The sequence below is a fragment of the uncultured Caulobacter sp. genome (genome assembly GCF_947036865.1).
GTDB lineage: Bacteria > Pseudomonadota > Alphaproteobacteria > Caulobacterales > Caulobacteraceae > Caulobacter.
Genome location: NZ_CAMQSF010000022.1, coordinates 1 through 16,029, shown reverse-complemented (window position 1 = coordinate 16,029; position 16,029 = coordinate 1). Strand labels below are relative to the sequence as shown.

At 69.5% G+C, this 16,029-nt stretch carries 15 protein-coding genes; 2 read left to right on the top strand and 13 right to left on the bottom strand.

Going from position 1 to position 16,029, the window contains the following annotated elements; genetic code table 11:
• Window positions 1-102: 102 nt before the first annotated feature.
• The 12 genes from Q0V34_RS12940 to hfaA all read right to left on the bottom strand — a co-directional run bounded on the left by Q0V34_RS12940 (window position 103) and on the right by hfaA (window position 13,666).
• A complete protein-coding gene (locus Q0V34_RS12940; protein WP_297512529.1) occupies window positions 103-1,188 on the bottom strand; it encodes a DUF2336 domain-containing protein in 1,086 nt (361 codons plus the stop codon).
• The gene (locus tag Q0V34_RS12935) at window positions 1,188-1,799 is read right to left on the bottom strand and encodes a hypothetical protein (protein WP_297512527.1); all 612 of its coding nucleotides are present in this window, start codon (window positions 1,797-1,799) and stop codon (window positions 1,188-1,190) included. Before Q0V34_RS12935 ends, Q0V34_RS12940 begins: the two co-directional genes overlap by 1 nt.
• A 59-nt stretch (window positions 1,800-1,858) precedes the next feature.
• Window positions 1,859-2,617: an ABC transporter permease gene (locus Q0V34_RS12930; protein ID WP_297512525.1), complete on the bottom strand. Its 759-nt coding sequence runs from the start codon at window positions 2,615-2,617 to the stop codon at window positions 1,859-1,861.
• Window positions 2,614-3,363 carry an ABC transporter ATP-binding protein gene (locus tag Q0V34_RS12925; RefSeq protein WP_297512523.1) on the bottom strand — a complete coding sequence of 250 codons (750 nt, stop codon included), beginning with the start codon at window positions 3,361-3,363 and terminating at the stop codon, window positions 2,614-2,616. The genes Q0V34_RS12930 and Q0V34_RS12925 overlap by 4 nt, the downstream gene beginning before the upstream one ends.
• Window positions 3,360-3,587 (bottom strand): hypothetical protein, encoded by a 228-nt coding sequence (locus Q0V34_RS12920; protein ID WP_297512521.1) that lies wholly within the window; start codon window positions 3,585-3,587, stop codon window positions 3,360-3,362. The genes Q0V34_RS12925 and Q0V34_RS12920 overlap by 4 nt, the downstream gene beginning before the upstream one ends.
• An 8-nt stretch (window positions 3,588-3,595) precedes the next feature.
• Window positions 3,596-4,597, bottom strand: a complete 1,002-nt coding sequence (locus tag Q0V34_RS12915; protein ID WP_297512520.1) for an ABC transporter substrate-binding protein — start codon at window positions 4,595-4,597, stop codon at window positions 3,596-3,598.
• An 85-nt stretch (window positions 4,598-4,682) separates the two neighbouring features.
• Entirely contained in the window at window positions 4,683-6,764 is a 2,082-nt protein-coding gene (locus Q0V34_RS12910) for an MASE1 domain-containing protein (protein ID WP_297512518.1), read from the bottom strand.
• Window positions 6,765-6,925: 161 nt separating this feature from the next.
• Window positions 6,926-9,010, bottom strand: a complete 2,085-nt coding sequence (locus Q0V34_RS12905; RefSeq protein ID WP_297512516.1) for an ATP-binding protein — start codon at window positions 9,008-9,010, stop codon at window positions 6,926-6,928.
• Window positions 9,011-9,097: 87 nt separating this feature from the next.
• Entirely contained in the window at window positions 9,098-10,933 is a 1,836-nt protein-coding gene (locus tag Q0V34_RS12900) for an ABC-F family ATP-binding cassette domain-containing protein (protein ID WP_297512514.1), read from the bottom strand.
• Window positions 10,934-11,032: 99 nt separating this feature from the next.
• Window positions 11,033-12,295, bottom strand: coding sequence for a holdfast anchor protein HfaD (gene hfaD / locus Q0V34_RS12895; protein WP_297512512.1), 1,263 nt, complete (start codon window positions 12,293-12,295; stop codon window positions 11,033-11,035).
• The gene (gene hfaB / locus Q0V34_RS12890; protein ID WP_297512511.1) at window positions 12,213-13,226 is read right to left on the bottom strand and encodes a holdfast anchoring protein HfaB; all 1,014 of its coding nucleotides are present in this window, start codon (window positions 13,224-13,226) and stop codon (window positions 12,213-12,215) included. The genes hfaD and hfaB overlap by 83 nt, the downstream gene beginning before the upstream one ends.
• Entirely contained in the window at window positions 13,223-13,666 is a 444-nt protein-coding gene (gene hfaA, locus Q0V34_RS12885) for a holdfast anchoring protein HfaA (RefSeq protein ID WP_297512509.1), read from the bottom strand. The genes hfaB and hfaA overlap by 4 nt, the downstream gene beginning before the upstream one ends.
• A 148-nt stretch (window positions 13,667-13,814) precedes the next feature.
• On the opposite strand from hfaA, the gene Q0V34_RS12880 reads away from it, so the two are divergent.
• Entirely contained in the window at window positions 13,815-14,459 is a 645-nt protein-coding gene (locus Q0V34_RS12880; RefSeq protein WP_297512507.1) for a rhomboid family intramembrane serine protease, read from the top strand.
• Window positions 14,460-14,513: 54 nt separating this feature from the next.
• Window positions 14,514-14,945 carry a CBS domain-containing protein gene (locus tag Q0V34_RS12875; RefSeq protein WP_297512505.1) on the top strand — a complete coding sequence of 144 codons (432 nt, stop codon included), beginning with the start codon at window positions 14,514-14,516 and terminating at the stop codon, window positions 14,943-14,945.
• Between the two features lie 11 nt (window positions 14,946-14,956).
• On the opposite strand, the gene Q0V34_RS12870 is transcribed toward Q0V34_RS12875, so the two are convergent.
• Window positions 14,957-15,388, bottom strand: coding sequence for an Rrf2 family transcriptional regulator (locus Q0V34_RS12870; RefSeq protein WP_297512503.1), 432 nt, complete (start codon window positions 15,386-15,388; stop codon window positions 14,957-14,959).
• Between the last annotated feature and the right edge of the window lie 641 nt (window positions 15,389-16,029).

Sequence of the window (16,029 nt, the reverse complement as noted above, 5' to 3'; positions counted from 1 at the left end):
GAGAACAAGGCCGGCACCTTGGCCGTCTCGCATGGCGCACGCAAGGCGCGAGGTAGGCGGCTTTTGGCCTTAGCGCTTAGGGGGGAGACGAAACCCCGCCCTTCAGGCCGCCGCGACGTCGCCGGTCGTGCGGCGCAGGCGCCAGAAGCGGATCGTCCGAAGGGCCGACTCGCGCGGCAGGGCGACATAGAGCTCGCCATAGGCCTTGGCGCGGACCATCACGTCCTCGGTGGGCTCGAGGATCAGCAGGGCGAAGGTCAGGAACAGCGAACGGTCGAAATCGGCCGCCTTGCAGATGACCGCCAGGGCGTCCATCTCGCGCCGCTCCAGAATCTTGCGGGCCGTGTGGAAGTCGACATCGGCCAAGTCCGACAGGGCGACCAGGAACAGGGTGGTCTTCTTGTTGCGCAGCATATTGGCCAGCATCTGCGGCGAGATCTGCACCTTGGCGCGCAGAGCGCGGAATTCCTTCTCGGCCTCGGCGAAGTCGGGCGGCAGGGCGCCGTCCTGGGCGGCGACGCGCTTGCGGCCGGCCGAAAGAGCCGCCTCCAGCATGGCGGGATCGACGCCGGCGTTCCGCTCCATGATGCGATCGCGCAGCCGCGCCTCGACCATGAAGTACATCTCGTTCAGCAGATCGACCGGCAGGCTGTGGCGGTCGATCACCGCCTCGTGCAGCGCCGGGTTGGCGGCGGCGCGGTCGACGACGGCCTCGTGCGCCGCCCGCGACAGCACCGCGCCCTCGTTGCGAAGCAGGACGCCCAGCGTGTGATCGTCGCCGCGCGCGACGATGGCGTCGGAAACGGCGCTGGACACGCTGGTCCGTTGCGAGATGGCCCGCAGATGGTCCTGGCCCTGGGTGCGGGCCACGTGCAGCAGGTCCTCCTCGGTCAGCGCGTTCGAGCTGCGCAGGATCGGCGCGGCGACGGTGATCGAGTCCGAGGCCAGGGTGCGCGACAGGCCGCGCGGCGGGGTCGGCGCGTCGCTCAGGCGTTGGGCGAGCTCGACCTTGACGGCCTCTTCCATCTCGCCGGCCAACTGGCTCATGACCTCGTCGAACAGGCCCATTTCGACGGCGTTATGGCCGCCTTGGAAGAACATGTCGGTGACGCCGCGCAGCAATTCGCGGCGCTTGGCGCTGGATGGCTCGTTGGCCAGGGCGATCAGGTCGTGGAGGCGCGACTGCATTATTGACCGCTGTCCTTTTCGGGCTTGGCCGACCACTCGCCGCCCGCCGCGTCGCTCGCCTTGTCCGGATCGGCGGGCTGCGTCGCTGGCGGGGGCGCGATCAGCACCATCCGCGATGGGCCGGCGGCGGGGATGGGGTCGGGGGTCATGCCGAACTCGCGGCCGACCGAATAGGTGCGCGCGCCCACCTGGCCGGGTTGGAAACGCGGCTGGGTCTGGGCGACGGAAGCGCTCGTGGCCGGCGGTTCGTCATAGAGGCTTTGCGGCAAGGCGGCGGGCGCCTGTGGCGCGTCGGCTCGCGGACGGACGGCCTGCGGGGGCGACGGCGGGACCGGGGCCGAGGGGGCGGAGCGCGCCCACCAGGGTTGCGGCGCCTGGGCCTGGGCCTGGGCCTGGGGCTCGGGCGCGGCGATCTCGCGCTTGCCGCTCCAGGCCAGGGCGCGACCGCCATAGCCGACGCCGGTGAAGCCCGAGGCCCGCGCGCCGGCGGCGACCGGCGGCTTTTCAGGCGCGGGCCCGTAGCGGCTCTCGCGGTCGCTTTGAGCGCGCGCCGAACCCGCGCCGCTCAAGGCGGCGAAGGCGAGGGCGGCGATGAGAGCGGCTGCGCGCATGGACCGTCCGAGGCGGAGGAAGTCTACCCAAGGATAGGGGCGCGCGGCTTAATCTTCGGCTAACGACCTTTCCAAGAGTCCAGCAGCCGACGCTCGATCCGTTCCATCAGCGCGTGGAGCACGACGCCCAGCACGGCCAGGGTCACCAGGGCGGCGAACACCTTGGCGGTCTGCAGACGGTTGTAGGCTTCGAGGATCCGCCAAGCCAGGCCTTGGGCGCCGCCGGAGCCGGCCACGAACTCGGCGACCACGGCCCCGATGACCGCCAGGCCCGTCGCGACCTTATGCCCCTCCAGAAGCGCCGGAACCGCCGAGGGCAGGCGCAGGCGGACGAGGCGCTGGAGCGGGGTCGCGCCATAAAGATCGAACAGGCGCGCCAGGTCGGGATCGACGGCCTTCAGGCCCGTCAGCGCGCCCGAGAAGATCGGGAAGAAGGCGACGACGGCGGCCAGGCCGATCACCGCGCGCTCGGGATGATCGATGCCGGCCCAGATCGTCACCAGCGGCGCGATGGCCACGAGCGGGGTCACCTGAAGGGTCACGGCGATCGGGCGGACCGCGTCCTCCAGCAAGCTGTTGAGGCTGACCGCCAGCGCCAGGGCGCAGGCGCAGACGCTAGCGATGACCAGGGCCAGCAGCGCCGTCGACAGCGTCGCCCAGGCCGAGGCCAGCAGCAGCGGCCAGGACTGGACGAAGGCCGCCGCGATCGCGCTGGGGGGCGGCAGCAGATAGGGCGGAACCGAGAGGGCGCGGCAGGCCAGCTCCCAGCCGCCCAGCAGGACCGCGATCAGGATCAGCGGGGCAAGGAGGCGCTTCATGCCGCCCGCTCCGTCGCCCGGGCGAGCAGGTTCGAGACCGCCTCGGCGGCGGCCCGGAAGGCCTCGGTGGTGCGGAAGCCCGGGGGGCGGACGATCGGACCGGGGATCGCGATCTCGCCGGCGATCCGTCCCGGTCCTGGGGTCATGACCACCACGCGGCCGGCCATATAGACCGCTTCCTCGACATTGTGCGTGACGAAGACGATGGCGGGCTTGAGCTCGTCGGCGAGGGCCAGGACGTCGTCGGCCAGGGCGCGGCGGGTGATCTCGTCCAGCGCGGCGAAGGGTTCGTCCAGCAGCAGCAGGCGCGGGCGGGTGACGAGCGCTCTGGCCAAGGACGCGCGCATGGCCATGCCGCCGGACAGCTGGGCGGGACGGGCGGCGAGGGCGGCGCCGAGGCCGACCTTGCGCAACGCCTCGTCGGCGGCCGCCAGGGCGTCCTTCTTGGCGAGGCCCGACAGCTCCAGCGGCAGGGCGACATTGTCCCGCGCCGACAGCCAAGGGGCCAGGGTCGGGGCCTGGAACACGACCGAGGTCTCGCCCTTGCCGGCGGCGCGGACCACGGTCCCGCGCGTGGGCTGTTCAAGGCCCGCCAGCAGGCGCAAGGCCGTGGACTTGCCGCAGCCGGACGGACCGACCAGGGCGACGATCTCGCCCGGCGCGAGGGCCAAGTCGACAGGGCCAAGGGCGCGGCCGCGATCGTAGTCGACCTCGACGCCGGAGAGGCTGGCGATGGAGGGCGTCATCCTTGCGCGATCAGCCGGAAAAGAAACCACGCGAACAGGGCGGCGAGGGCCGATAGTCCCGCGCACAGTCCCCAGAAGATCCGCGGGCTGTCGACCCAGCTTAGCCATCCCAAGCGTCCGAGATAGACCTTCCGCATCTTCAACGACGCCGCGAACCAACCGCCGAATACGCCAACCATCGCCAAATCGAACAGGCCGGACTGGAGCTTGGAGGAGAGATGCATCGTAGGCCTCACTGCCCCTTGGGCAGGAACTGCAGCGTGTAGGCCTTCTTGACGTCCATGTCCTTGGGATAGACGCCCTGGTCCGAAGCCACCTTGAAGAACTCGGCCCAGCGCGCGTCGCTCATCTGGCCGATCTCGCCGTCCTTGCCGACGATGCCGTAGGTCCGCATCTTCTCGCGGGCCTGGTCGAGGACGTCCTGGGTCATCTCCGGATTGTCCTTCAGGATCGCCGCGTCGCCCGGCTTGGGATCGCCGTAGAGATAGGACTTCCAGCCCGCCGCCGTGGCTTCGACGAAGGCCTTCACGGCCGCCGGGTTCTTGGCGATCAGGCTGTCGGGGACCAGGGCCATCGAGGCGTAGGCGGGATAGCCGCTGTCGGCCAGCAGGAAGACCGCCGGCTTTTCCCTGCCTTCCTTCTCGATCAGATAGGGCTCGCTGGTGGCGTAGCCCTGCTGGATCACGCGCTTGTCGGCCAGGAACGGGGCCGAGGAATAGTTGTACTTGCGCACCTGGTCGTCGGTGAAGCCGTACTTGGCCTTCAGCCAGACCCAGAAGGCCGTGATCGAGGCGTCGGCCAGCAGGATCGGCCGGCCCTTCATGTCGGCGATCGAATTCACCCCCTGGCCGGCGTGGGCGATCAGAACCTGAGGGTCCTTCTGCATGAAGGCCGCCACGGCTTTGACCGGGGCGTTCTCCTTGGCCAGGTTCATGACGATGAAGCTGTTGGAGCCGACGCCCACATCGACCGCGCCGGTGGCCAGCAGCTGGGGCACGTTCACCGCCGGGCCGCCCTGGATCAGGGTCACGTCCAGGCCGCGCTTCTTGTACTCGCCGGTCGCCAGGGCCTGGTAGTAGCCGCCCAGCTCGGCCTCGGCGCGCCAATCGGTGGCCAGTTTCAGCCGGGTGACGCCGGCGGGCGGCGCGTCCGTCTTCGGCGCGGGCGAGCAGGCGGCCAGCATCGCGGTCAGGCCCAGGGCGGCTCCCAGGGCGGTAAAGGCGCGGCGACGCATGGCTGGGCTCCCCCTCTTCTCGCGGCCAAGTTAGGGGCGCGCGAAGAGAGTTCCAAGCGATAACCGACCCAATATCTCGCGCGGCTCAGTCCCGGGCGTCGGCCTGGGGAGGCGGGTTCAGCCAGCGTTCGACCTTGGCGTAGAGCACCTCGCGCTGCACCGGCTTGGCGATGTGGTCGACCATGCCGGCGGCGTAGCAGCGCTCGACCTGGCGCGGCAGGGCGTCGGCGCTCATGGCGATGATCGGGGTGCGGCTCGACGGCCCGACCAAGGCCTTGATCGCCCGGGTGGCCTGGAGGCCGTCCATCCGGGGCATGTGGATGTCCATCAGGATCATGTCGTAGTCGCCGGCGGCGGCCTTATCGACGGCCTGCTGGCCGTTCTCGGCGACGTCGACCTCGCAGCCCACCAGGGTCAGCAGCGCGACGCCGATCTCCAGATTGATCGGGTGGTCGTCGACGATCAGGATCCTGGCCGCGCCCGGTGTCGCGGCCTTCGGCCGTTCTGCCACGACGAGCGGCTCGACCGTGGGCGCGGTGAGCTCGATCCAGAAGCAGGAGCCGCGGCCCGGCACGCTGTCGACGCCGATCCGGCCGCCCATCACGTCGACCAGCGCCCGGCAGATGGCCAGGCCCAGGCCGGCGCCGCCGTGCAGCCGGCTCATCGAACTGTCGGCCCGCGCGAAGCGTTGGAACAGCAGGGCCTGCTTGTCGAGCTCGATGCCCACCCCGGTGTCGATGATCTCGAACCGGAGGCGATCCTCGACGTCGCCGGCCTCGACGATCAGGCGCGCGTCGATGCGGCCCTCGTCGGTGAACTTCACGGCGTTGTTCAGCAGGTTGATCAGCACCTGGCGCAGGCGGTCGGCGTCGAGGTCGTGCAGGGCCTCGACGGGGTCGATGATATCGAGCTTCAGGGCAAGTCCCTTGGCGCGGGCCTCGGGCGCCATGATGGCGACGGTGTCGCGCAACAGCGCGGCGGCCGAGGTCGGCTGGGGCAGGAGCTCGATCAGGCCGGCTTCGACCCGCGAGAAGTCGAGAATGTCGTCGACCACGGTCAGCAAGGCCGCGCCGGCGCTGTCGATCAGGTTGATCTGGCGCCGCGCGTCGGGCGGCAGGTCGTCGCGCGCCGCCAGGAGTTGGGCGAAGCCGAGCACGCTGTTCAGCGGCGTGCGGATCTCGTGGCTCATGGTGGCCAGGAACTCGGTCTTGGCGTCCGTGGCCGCCAGGGCGCGGGCGCGCGCCGCCCGGGTCAGCTGTTCGCGACGCAGAAGCAGGCGCTTCAGCCGGTCCTGCTGGGCCAGCGCCAGGCCCGCGGCGAGGCAGGTGTAGAACAGCACCAGGATGAAGATCTGGATGGTCCGCGCCTGGGCGGTCGGGCCCAGAATGGCGTTGAAGCGCGGCGAGGCGCCGGACATGGCGACGGGCAGGGCGATCGCCGCCACGATCAGCGACGCCAGAGCCGCGCCGCGCGCGCCCAGCCGATAGGCGGCCAGCAGCGCCATCGGAAAGATCAGGAACGGAGGCGCTCCGGAGGCCGGATGCGCGCACAGCAGGGTGATCGCGCCGACGCCGAACATCATCGACAGCTGCTCGCGCCAGGATCGCTGGAACGAGCGGCGATGCTCGGCGTCCAGGAGCACGAGCGTGGCGGGCAGGGCGACGGCCTGGCCCAGCGCCCCGCGCAGGCACCAGTCGAGCAGATTGCGCAGGAACGGCTCGCCCGACGAAAGGGTCAGCACGCCGGCGCAGAGCAGGGCCGCGATCGCGGCGACGGGGGTGGTGAAGGCGGGCAGCAGCGCCAGGGACCGCAAGGTGCGGATGCGGGGCGGTCCGCCCCAGAACCGCCGGCAGAGGCCCCAGATCGCCACGGCCTCCAGCGTATCGACGGTCGTGTAGAGCGCGGCGCGGGCGAGGCCGTCGCCCACCATCAGGTCGACCGTCAGGTGGGCGGCGACAAAGACGGCCCCCAGCGCCACGCGCTTGGAACCGCCAAGGGTGATGAGGCCGGCGGCCAGGAGGGCGTTGGCCGGCCAGAAGGCCGCGACGCCCAGCGACGAACGGGTCAGATATTCGCTGAAGGCGAGGCTCGCGATCAGGGCCGCGGACAGGCTGAGCAGGGTGGCGACCTGGCGCCGATGTTCCTGTTGGGCCAGCCTGTTCGGCATGCCGTCGTCGTCCCCAAAATCCGGCCGCGGGAGCCGCATCGGTTAGGCGCTGGCGGCCGATAGACCTCGGTTGACCGCGCCCGTCGTGCGTCGATCGCGTGCCTCCCCAGACCCGAGCCGACCCCTTCATCAATACGCCGCCGGGCGGCGACGGTGACCAGTTATTGCGACCTGTGTCGTTTCGTCGCAGAGGCCGTCGCCGAAGACTCTCGATCGAGCCAGTGGCGGACGGTCCGGTAAAGCGCCTCCCGATCGATCGGCTTGGCGACGTGATCGACCATGCCGGCCTGGCGATAGCGCTCGATCTGCGAAGGCATGACGTCCGCCGTCAGCGCCACGATCGGCGTCTCGGCGCGGGGGCCGCCGAGCGCCCGGATCGCCGCGGCCGCCGCCAAGCCGTCCATGCGCGGCATGTGAACGTCCATCAGGATCAGATCGAAGTCGCGCTCGGCGGCGATCCGGACGGCCTCGTCGCCGTCCTCGGCGACCTCGACCGCGCAGCCCGCCAGGGTCAGCATCGCCGAGCCGAGCTCCCGGTTCATCGGATGGTCGTCGACGAGCAGGACGCGCGCCGCGCCGACCGCGCCGTCGTCCGCGGCCATGGCCGGCGCCACATCGGCCCGCGCGCAGGGCAGGGACACCCAGAAGGTCGAGCCGCGCCCGGGCTCGCTAACGAGGCCGATCTCGCCGCCCATCAGCTCGACCAGCGCCTTGCAGATGGCCAGGCCCAGGCCCGCGCCGCCGAAGGTGCGACGGATCGAGCCGTCCGCCTGGGAGAACCGCTGGAACAGGCGCGCCTGCTGCTCGGGCGTGACGCCGATGCCGGTGTCGACGATTTCGAAACGCAGGGTCTGGTCGTCGGCCGCCAGGCGCGCGGTCACCGCGCCGCTGGCGGTGAACTTCACCGCGTTGTTCAGGAGGTTCATCAGGACCTGGCGCAGGCGGCTCTCGTCCAGGGCGTACAGCACGCCGTCCTCGACGTCCGTTTCCATGGTCAGGGTCAAGCCCTTGGCCTGCGCGTCCGGGGCGACGATGGCGACCACCTGCCGAAGGAGCCGGCCGGGCGACACCGGGCCGGGGTCCAGCTCGACGCGGCCGGCCTCCATCCGCGAGAAGTCGAGAATGTCGTTGACCAGGGTGACCAGGCTGTCGCCGGCCCCGGCGATCAGGTCGATCCTGCGCCGGCCGTCGGCCGACAGCTGTTCGGTCGCGCCCAGCAGGCTCGCGAAGCCGAGGATGCTGTTCAGGGGCGTGCGGATTTCATGGCTCATGGTCGCCAGGAAGTCGCTCTTGGCCCGGTTGGCCGCCTGCGCCCGGGCGCGAGCGGCGCGCGCGACGTTCTGCCGGCGGGTCAGCAGCCGCTTGAGCCGCTGCAGCTTCGACACCGCCAGGCCGGCCGCCAGGCAGGTGAAGAACAGGGTGATGACGTAGGCCTGGATCATGCGGAAGCGCGCGACGTCGTCCCACACGGGATTGAGCAAGGTCGGTCCGTGTCCCGACGCGGTCAGCGATCCGGAGATCGCCGCGACGATCACCGCGCTCCACGCCGCGCTGCGGGGACCCAGCTGGAACGCCGCCAGCATGGTGGCCGGAAAGACCAGGAACGGCATGGGGTTGCCCTGGCCGCTGAAGGCGATCCAGGTGACCGCGCTGGTCAAGCCATAGAGCAGGGCCTGGGTCCACGGCGCCTTCCGAAACGCCGCCTCATCCTCGGGCTGGAGGATCACGAGCGTGGCGGGCAGGGCGACGGCCGCCCCGAGCGCCGTCGAGAAGAACCAGTCGCCCAGATAGTCGCCGACGTGACCGTGGTCCGCCAGCGCGCAGAGAACCGAGCTGATCAAGGCCATGATCGCCGACACGGGCAAGGCGCTCAGCACCACCAGCACGGCCTCGCGCAAGCTTCGCACCTTCGGCTTTCGCTTGAGCAAGCGGGGAACGAGCCAGGCGATCAGGCACGACTCGACCAGGTCGCAGACGGTGCAGATGATGACGATCGACCAGCGATCTCCGGCCAGGCGATGGATCACGAGAGCCGACAGCGCGCAGGCCGCGATCAGCGCCGGCCGGCGCCATCCCGAGACATACATCAGACCCGCTGCGAGGACCGCGTTGCACGGCCAAAGGGCCGGCATGCCATTGGGGCCGCGCGTGGCGAGATCATAGAAGGCGAGACAGCCGACATAGGCGGCGAACAGCAGCGCCGTCGGGCGGATTTGGCGCCGATCGTCAACGTTGCTGTCGGACATGTCCCCTCCACCTGCCAGAGTCGGACAGCGTCGCACCCCACGGCCAAGATGCAAACCGGGAGTTCGTGCGCGACGTTTCGTCGCGCCTCAGCCGGCCGCCAGGCCTTCCTTCTTTTCCTCCAGCTCCAACCATTCCATCTCGGCCTGTTCGAGGTCCGCGCGGGCCTTGTCCAAGGCCTTCATCGTCTTGTCGAAGGTCGCCGGATCGCGGCTGTAGAGGGTCGGATCGGCCAGGGTTTCCTCGAGCTTGGCGATGATCGCCGGGCTCTTGGCGATCAGGGCCTCGCACTCCTCCAGACGGCGCTGGTCCTTGTAGGAGAGCTTGACGCTCTTCTTGGCGGGCGGAGGCGGCGCGGCCCCCTGATCGGATTTCGCGGCGGACTTCGATACCGGCGCGAAGCTCGCGCCGCTCTTGGCGGCTTTGAAGAAGCCGGGGTTCTGGTCCATCAGGTCGGTCCAGCCGCCGGGCGTCTCGACGACCCCGCCGCGACCGTCCAGGGCGATGGTCGAGCTGGCGAGGCGGTCGATGAAGTCGCGGTCGTGGCTGACCAGGATCAGCGTGCCGTCGAAGTCGGCCAGCAAGTCCTCCAGCAGGTCCAGCGTGTCCATGTCGAGGTCGTTGGTCGGCTCGTCCAGCACCATCAGATTGGTGGGATTGGCCAGAGCCCTCGCCAGCAGCAGGCGGTTGCGCTCGCCGCCGGACAGGCTGGTGACCGGCTGGCGCAGCTGGGCCTCGGTGAACAGGAACTCCTTGGCGTAGCCGGCCACGTGCTTGGCCTGGCCGCGCACGAGGATCGAGTCGCCGCCGCCGGGGGTGAGGAAATCCCACAGGGTGATCTTGTCCGACAGCGCCATCCGGCCCTGGTCGATGTAGGAGACCTCAAGATTGGTGCCGAGCTGCACCGAGCCGGCGTCCAGCGCCAGCTCGCCCAGCAGCAGCTTCACCAGAGTGGTCTTGCCCGCGCCGTTGGGACCCACCAGGGCCACGCGGTCGCCGCGCAGGATGCGGGTCGAGAAGTTCTCGACGATGGTCCGGTCGCCGAAGCGCTTGGTGACGCCCTTGGCCTCGACCACCCGCTTGCCCGAGGTTCCCGCGGACTCCACGGCCATGGTCATGGTCCCGCGGACCTCGCTCTGGCGGTCCTTCTTCTCGGCCCGCAGGGCCAGCAGGGCGCGGCGGCGGCCTTCGTTACGGGCCCGGCGGCCCTGGACGCCGCGCGCCAGCCAGGCGTTCTCGCGCTCCAGCACCTTGTCGAGGCGGCGCGCCTCCTCGGCGTCGGCGGCGATGATCGAGTCGGCCCAGGCCTCGAACTCGGCAAAGCCCTTGTCCAGGCGGCGGATCTTGCGGTGCTCCAGCCAGAAGCAGCGCTCGGTGACGCGGTTCAGGAAGGCGCGGTCGTGGCTGACGATCAGGGCGGCGCACTTGGAGGCGGCCAACTCGTCTTCCAGCGTCTGGATCGCGAAGATGTCGAGGTGGTTGGTCGGCTCGTCCAGCAGCAGCACGTCGGGCTGTTCGGCGAAGGCGCGGGCCAGGGCGGCGCGGCGGGTCTCGCCGCCGGACAGGCCCTTGGCGCTCTTGTTCGGGTCCAGGCCGAAGTCGGCCAGCGCGGCCTGGGCCTCGTAGTCCTGGGCGCCGCCGGCGGTGGCGTAGTCCAGCAGGGTCTCGCCGGTGATCAGCGGCTCCTGGCTGACATAGACGATCCTGGCGCCGGGCTGGACGGCGCGCTCGCCGCTGTCGGCCTCGACGCCCTGGGCGGCCAGGATCTTGAGCAAGGTCGACTTGCCCGCGCCGTTGCGGCCGACGAGGCAGGCGCGCACGCGCGGCTCCAGCGCCAGGTCGACGCCGTCGAACAAGGGCTTGGCGCCGTCGGCGAGACGGACGTCCTTGAGGGCGAGAACGGGCGCGCGGGTCGGGGAGGCCATGGTCTTCGAGATACTGAGGCGGCGGACGGCCGCGGAGCCCTGCGGCGTATAGCAGGGCGGGCGTCGAGGAAACGCCAAAAATCGCCGCGAGCCGGCCCGTCAGTTCCCGGGCGAACTGACCGTGAAGCTGGCGTTGTTGCCGATCGCCGTGGAGACGCCCGTCACCTGCCGCCCGCCGGCCGCGATCGTCGTGCTGGAGCTCGCGCCGACATCCGCGCCGTTGGTCTGGGTGTTGGTCACGCTCATCCGGCCGTTGCACCGGGCGCAGGCATAGCCCGTGACCGCGTTGCCCATGGCCGTGGCCGTGGTCACGCTGTCGTACCCGTCCTGGCCGGTGAAGCTGGCCGTGGCCTCGACGCCGCCGCCGGTGTTGGTCTGCAGGTTGTCCAGCGCCAGCTCCGGGCCGACGGTGTTGACCTGCGAAGAGTTGCCGGCCGCGTAGGCCTGGGTCTGGGCCGCGCCGAACAGGTACGACGATCCCTCGGCCTGGCCCCGGACGTAGGAGGTGTTCCACTGGTTGGACGTGACGTCCAGCAGCGGCCCTTCGTTCTGGGCCGAGAGCGTGTTGCCGGTGACGGTCGCCGTCGTCGCCGACAGGTAGCTGGAGCCATAGGCCGTGAACTTGCTGGCCTGGGTCACGTCCGCCGTATTGGCCTGGTCGGTGATCAGGCGCGCCGCGGACTGGTTGGCGCCGCTCATGGCGATGTTGTTGCCGGCCGTCGTGGCGGTGACCGCCGCCGTCCCGGTGACCGAGCCGACGATCGCGCCGCCGTCGGCCAGCACGTTGGCGGTGGTCGACTGGCTGATCCGCGCGCCCGCCGAGCCGTTGTCGAGGGTCAGGCCCGTGGAATTGCCCATCGCTAGGGTCGAGACGGTCACGTCGCGGCCCTCGGCGTCGGCCGCCTCGATCTGGCCGCGCGCCGTGACGCCCGTCGCGTTGGTCTGGACGCCGAAGGCCGAGATCGTGCCGTTGGCGGCGGAGAGAGCGGCGGAATTGCCGACGGCGGTGGTGCGCAGCGCGGTGGCCGCGCCCGCGTTCGCGCCGATGTCCACGACCCCATGCGCGTAAACCGCGCCCTGGTTCGTCTGGTTCGAGGTCGCGGCGCCGTCGGCGTTGGTCACCCCGACCGAGACGCCGTTGGCCTGGGCCGTCGTGCTGGCGGTGACTCCGTCGGACGCGGTCTGCACGTTGAGCGTCTGCTCGGAGAAGATCTCGCCGAGATTGACCTGGCTGTTGAGGACCTGGCTCGGGCTCGTGGCCTGAGCGAAGGCCGGCGCGCTAGTAGCGACCGCGCTTAGCGTCGCGAATATCGGGATCGCGCTTAGCGTTCCAGCGAGACGGGTCATCGCGGGTCTGCGCATTGTTGGTTCCCAGGTTGTTGTAGGCCGGCACGAAGGCGCCGGTCTGGCCGACCGTCGCGTCGCCGAACGGGTCGTATCGCAGGCAGCTTTGCGGGCCGGGCATGCCGTAGAGGTTGGCGCTCATCTCGACCACGGCCCGCTCGATCAGCGCGCGCACCGCCAGTTGCATCGGCTCCAGCGCGCCGCGACCGGCCGAGATGTCGAAGAGATTGCCATTGAGGAAGTCGAAGATGCCTGCGCTGATTTCGCGGCCGACCACCTGCTTCTGATACGAGATGACGTCGACCACCTCGAGCGTGCGGGTGTTCACCAGCCGCAGGTCCAGCGCGACGTTCATGATGAAGACGCGGCGCTTGAAATTGCCCTTCAGCCCGTTGGTGTCCTTGTCGCCGGCATAGGCGTCGATCCCCGCCGAGCGGATGTTGTAGTTCAGCTCGGTGATGCCGCCGACGACGTAGAAGTCCGAGCCCGGCACCTGGCCGGCCAGGATCTTGCGGTACTCGGCCGGGACGTCCGGGCGATTGTTGGGATTGTCCGAGATCAGCTTGTTGTTGGCGTATTTCAGCTCGAACTCCGACACCGAGGTGTCGAAGCGCTCGACCATCGGCATGCCGGCCTTGGCGAAGGCCGAGGTCGCCATCAGCGAGGCGCCTTGCGTGATCTTGCGGCCCGAGCCGTCGCTTTCTTCCTTGCCGGTGTAGTCGGCGATGCGGCCGATCGCGATGCGCGGCGCGGCCACGTGATTGGCCCGGGCGTACTGGTTCAGACAGACCAGCGCCGGCGAATAGTCGGTGGGATTGGCCGTGACCGGCGCGTCGCCGATCGGCTTGGCGTAGTTGCCGGCGGTCGAGGCCACGGGCGTGCTGCCGCAGCCGGCCAGCGCCGCCGTGCTCAACAAGGCCAGGACGAGGCCGGCGCGCTTGATCGTCATTGCGGGGTTCCGCCTTTCACGACCTTGGACCCGGCGGTGACCGCGCCGGTGTTGGTCTGGGTCGAGTTGACGATCACCGTGTTGTTGCTGCCCTGGGTGATGACGGTCAGGTTGTTGCCGATCGCGGTCGAGCCGGCCGAGCCGCCGACCGCGCCCACGCCCGAATAGGCGTCCAGCGACCCGGACGAGCGGCTGGACGAGAACACGCTCTGGTCCGAACCGGTCAGCATCACGCCGTCGACGACGACCCGGTTGCCGTTGGCGTCGCGGGTCGAATACTCGACCATCCGGTTTTCCTGGCCCGCCGTGCGGCCATAGCCGGCGTTGAACGAGGCCGAGTTGGTGGTCATCGACTGCGCCGCGGCCACGCCGCCGACGCCGAGCGCCACGACGACGGCCATCGCCGCGCCGCGCCAATGCTCTTTCCGATGCCAGGCCATAAGCGGCTCCGCGAACTGTCGACACGGAGCGGCAAGCAACACCCGTGCCAAAAAGATACAGCTTGCAGCTCTAGACCCCAGGTCGAGAAAAAATGGTTAAGGGCGCCGCCAGGGTTCGAATCAAGGCGCGAGGCCCTAGATAGAAAGCATGAGCGACCCGCGCCCCGAGCCCATCTTCAACGCGCCCTGGCCCGCGCTGGTCGCGGCGGCCTCGATCCTCGTCCCCCATGTCCTGCTGCTGGGCGCCGGACCCGAGGCGGTCTACGCCCTGGCCTTGGAGCCCAAGGCCTTCTGGCGCGGCGACTGGACGGGCGTCGTGACGATGCTGTTCGTTCACGGCGGCTGGATTCACGCCCTGACCAACGCCGCCTTCGCCCTGGCCTTTGGCGCGCCCGTCGCGCGCCTGCTGGGACTAAATGGCCGGGGAGGGGGAATCTTCTTCCTCTTCTATCTGGCGTGCGGCGTGATCTCGGGGCTCGGCTTCGCCGCGATCCATCCGGAGTCCCTGGATCCGGTGGTGGGCGCGTCCGGCGCGATCTCGGGCCTGATGGGCGCGGCGGCGCGGACGATGGACACGCCGGGGCGGGTGGGACCGATCCTGGGACCGCGCGTGATCTCGCTGGGCCTGGGCTGGCTGATCGTCAATCTCCTGATGGCGATCACCGGCGGGATCCTGACGCTCGGAACCGGCGCCATCGCCTGGGAAGCCCATCTGGTCGGCTTCGTCGCCGGGGTCCTCATGATCGGCGTGTTCGCCCGCTGGGCCGGCGGCCAAGCTTTCGATCCCCATTGATCCGGCGACCGCTTTGCGAGACCCTCGTTCCATAAGAACAAGGGAGAGAACGCAGTGCTGGTTTCCCAGATTCTGAAAGATAAGGGCGATCTCGTCTTCACGGCCTCGCCGCACGAGACCATCGGCGCCGCGGCGGCGCTTCTTCACACCCGGCGCGTCGGGGCCATGGTGGTGGTCGACGCCAACGAGTCCGTGGTCGGCATCCTGTCCGAGCGCGACATCGTTCGGGCCATCGCCAAGGAAGGGGCCATGGCCCTGACCAAGCCGATCAGCGGCTGCATGAGCGCCAAGGTGATCTTCGCTCAGCCGGACGAGACGATCGACGCCCTGCTCGAGCGGATGACCGATCGCCGCATCCGCCACCTGCCGGTGGTGCGGGGCGACCGCCTGGCCGGGATCATCTCGATCGGCGACCTGGTGAAGTACAAGATTCACGAGGCCCAGGCCGAGGCCGACGGTCTGAAGGCCTATATCGCGGCCGGCTGAGGCCGGGGCTCCTAACCGCCGATCAGCTCCGCGCCGACCCCGTCGGCCGCGGTCGCCAGGCTGTAGCCTTCCAGCACGGCGGCGGTGGCGTCGCGCGCGCGCAGCAGCGCCTCGCGCAGGGCGCAGGTCGCCAGGTCGCGGCAGTCCTCGCAGCGGCGGAACGCGGTGCGGCTGACGCAGGGCGCCAGGGCCAGGGGGCCGTCGACCAGCCGGATGATCTCGGCGAAGCTGATCGCTTCGGGCGGCCGGCCCAGGATGTAGCCGCCGAACTTGCCGCGCCGGCTGACGACCAGGCCCTCTCGCGCCAAGGACAGAAGGATGGATTCCAGGAACTTGCGCGGCGCGTCAGCCCGCTCGGCCAACTCGCCCGCCGTGACTTGGCCGTCCGCGCGGGCCAGTTCGATCATGGCGCGTAGGGCGTAGCGGGCCTTCTGGGACAACATCGACGCCGGTGACCTTATAGAAAGAGCGCCCGTTCTTGCCCGCGAGCGCGCGACCATCATCAGTGGCCCGCCTTCTGAGCGAGGCTTGGTCGCGACGCAAGCCCGCGCGACGGCGTTCGTTCACAGATAAGACGGGGGACTGGGGATGAAATGGCGATTCCCCGCTTGTCCGGCGGGCGGGGCCGGGTCTAGAAGCCGCCCCTCGCTTCGGGGCCGCGACCCGCCGACGAAACCTTGAGCTCTAAGGGCTTGCGTTTTCGAAATCGGGTCGCTAAGTTCCGCAGCCTCAATCGAATCCCTTCGGACTTGCTGCGCTCCGAACTCGGCGCGCTTCGGTCGATTTTTGCGCTCTGATGTGGCCTAGGCCGCTGTGAACGGAAAAGTAAAAAGGGCGGTTGACCTGGAGGTTTGGCTTCGATAGAAGCCGCCCTCCTCGAGATACGAAGTGGTTCTCAAGAGCTTCCAAGTATTTCGGCCCGGAAAGAGTTGATGTTTCCTTGGAAATATTGACTTGACTGGGTTCGCTGGCTTCTCTAGAAGCTGCCGGCTCCGCGGGTTGGCTTTCAAAGTTGCCTTCGGAGACCTTGTCAAAAAGTTTGAAAAAACGATTTGACATGGTGATGGTGGTTCGCTAGATAGCC

Excerpts from the sequence above, each read along its gene's own strand:
- Q0V34_RS12940 (WP_297512529.1), bottom strand. The coding sequence starts at position 1,188 with ATGCAGTCGCGCCTCCACGACCTGATCGCCCTGGCCAACGAGCCATCC.
- Q0V34_RS12925 (WP_297512523.1), bottom strand. The coding sequence starts at position 3,363 with ATGACGCCCTCCATCGCCAGCCTCTCCGGCGTCGAGGTCGACTACGAT.
- hfaB (WP_297512511.1), bottom strand. The coding sequence starts at position 13,226 with ATGACGATCAAGCGCGCCGGCCTCGTCCTGGCCTTGTTGAGCACGGCG.
- Q0V34_RS12920 (WP_297512521.1), bottom strand. The coding sequence starts at position 3,587 with ATGCATCTCTCCTCCAAGCTCCAGTCCGGCCTGTTCGATTTGGCGATG.
- Q0V34_RS12930 (WP_297512525.1), bottom strand. The coding sequence starts at position 2,617 with ATGAAGCGCCTCCTTGCCCCGCTGATCCTGATCGCGGTCCTGCTGGGC.
- Q0V34_RS12900 (WP_297512514.1), bottom strand. The coding sequence starts at position 10,933 with ATGGCCTCCCCGACCCGCGCGCCCGTTCTCGCCCTCAAGGACGTCCGT.
- hfaD (WP_297512512.1), bottom strand. The coding sequence starts at position 12,295 with ATGCGCAGACCCGCGATGACCCGTCTCGCTGGAACGCTAAGCGCGATC.
- Q0V34_RS12915 (WP_297512520.1), bottom strand. The coding sequence starts at position 4,597 with ATGCGTCGCCGCGCCTTTACCGCCCTGGGAGCCGCCCTGGGCCTGACC.
- Q0V34_RS12880 (WP_297512507.1), top strand. The coding sequence starts at position 13,815 with ATGAGCGACCCGCGCCCCGAGCCCATCTTCAACGCGCCCTGGCCCGCG.
- Q0V34_RS12910 (WP_297512518.1), bottom strand. The coding sequence starts at position 6,764 with ATGCCGAACAGGCTGGCCCAACAGGAACATCGGCGCCAGGTCGCCACC.
- Q0V34_RS12870 (WP_297512503.1), bottom strand. The coding sequence starts at position 15,388 with ATGTTGTCCCAGAAGGCCCGCTACGCCCTACGCGCCATGATCGAACTG.
- Q0V34_RS12935 (WP_297512527.1), bottom strand. The coding sequence starts at position 1,799 with ATGCGCGCAGCCGCTCTCATCGCCGCCCTCGCCTTCGCCGCCTTGAGC.
- Q0V34_RS12905 (WP_297512516.1), bottom strand. The coding sequence starts at position 9,010 with ATGTCCGACAGCAACGTTGACGATCGGCGCCAAATCCGCCCGACGGCG.
- hfaA (WP_297512509.1), bottom strand. The coding sequence starts at position 13,666 with ATGGCCTGGCATCGGAAAGAGCATTGGCGCGGCGCGGCGATGGCCGTC.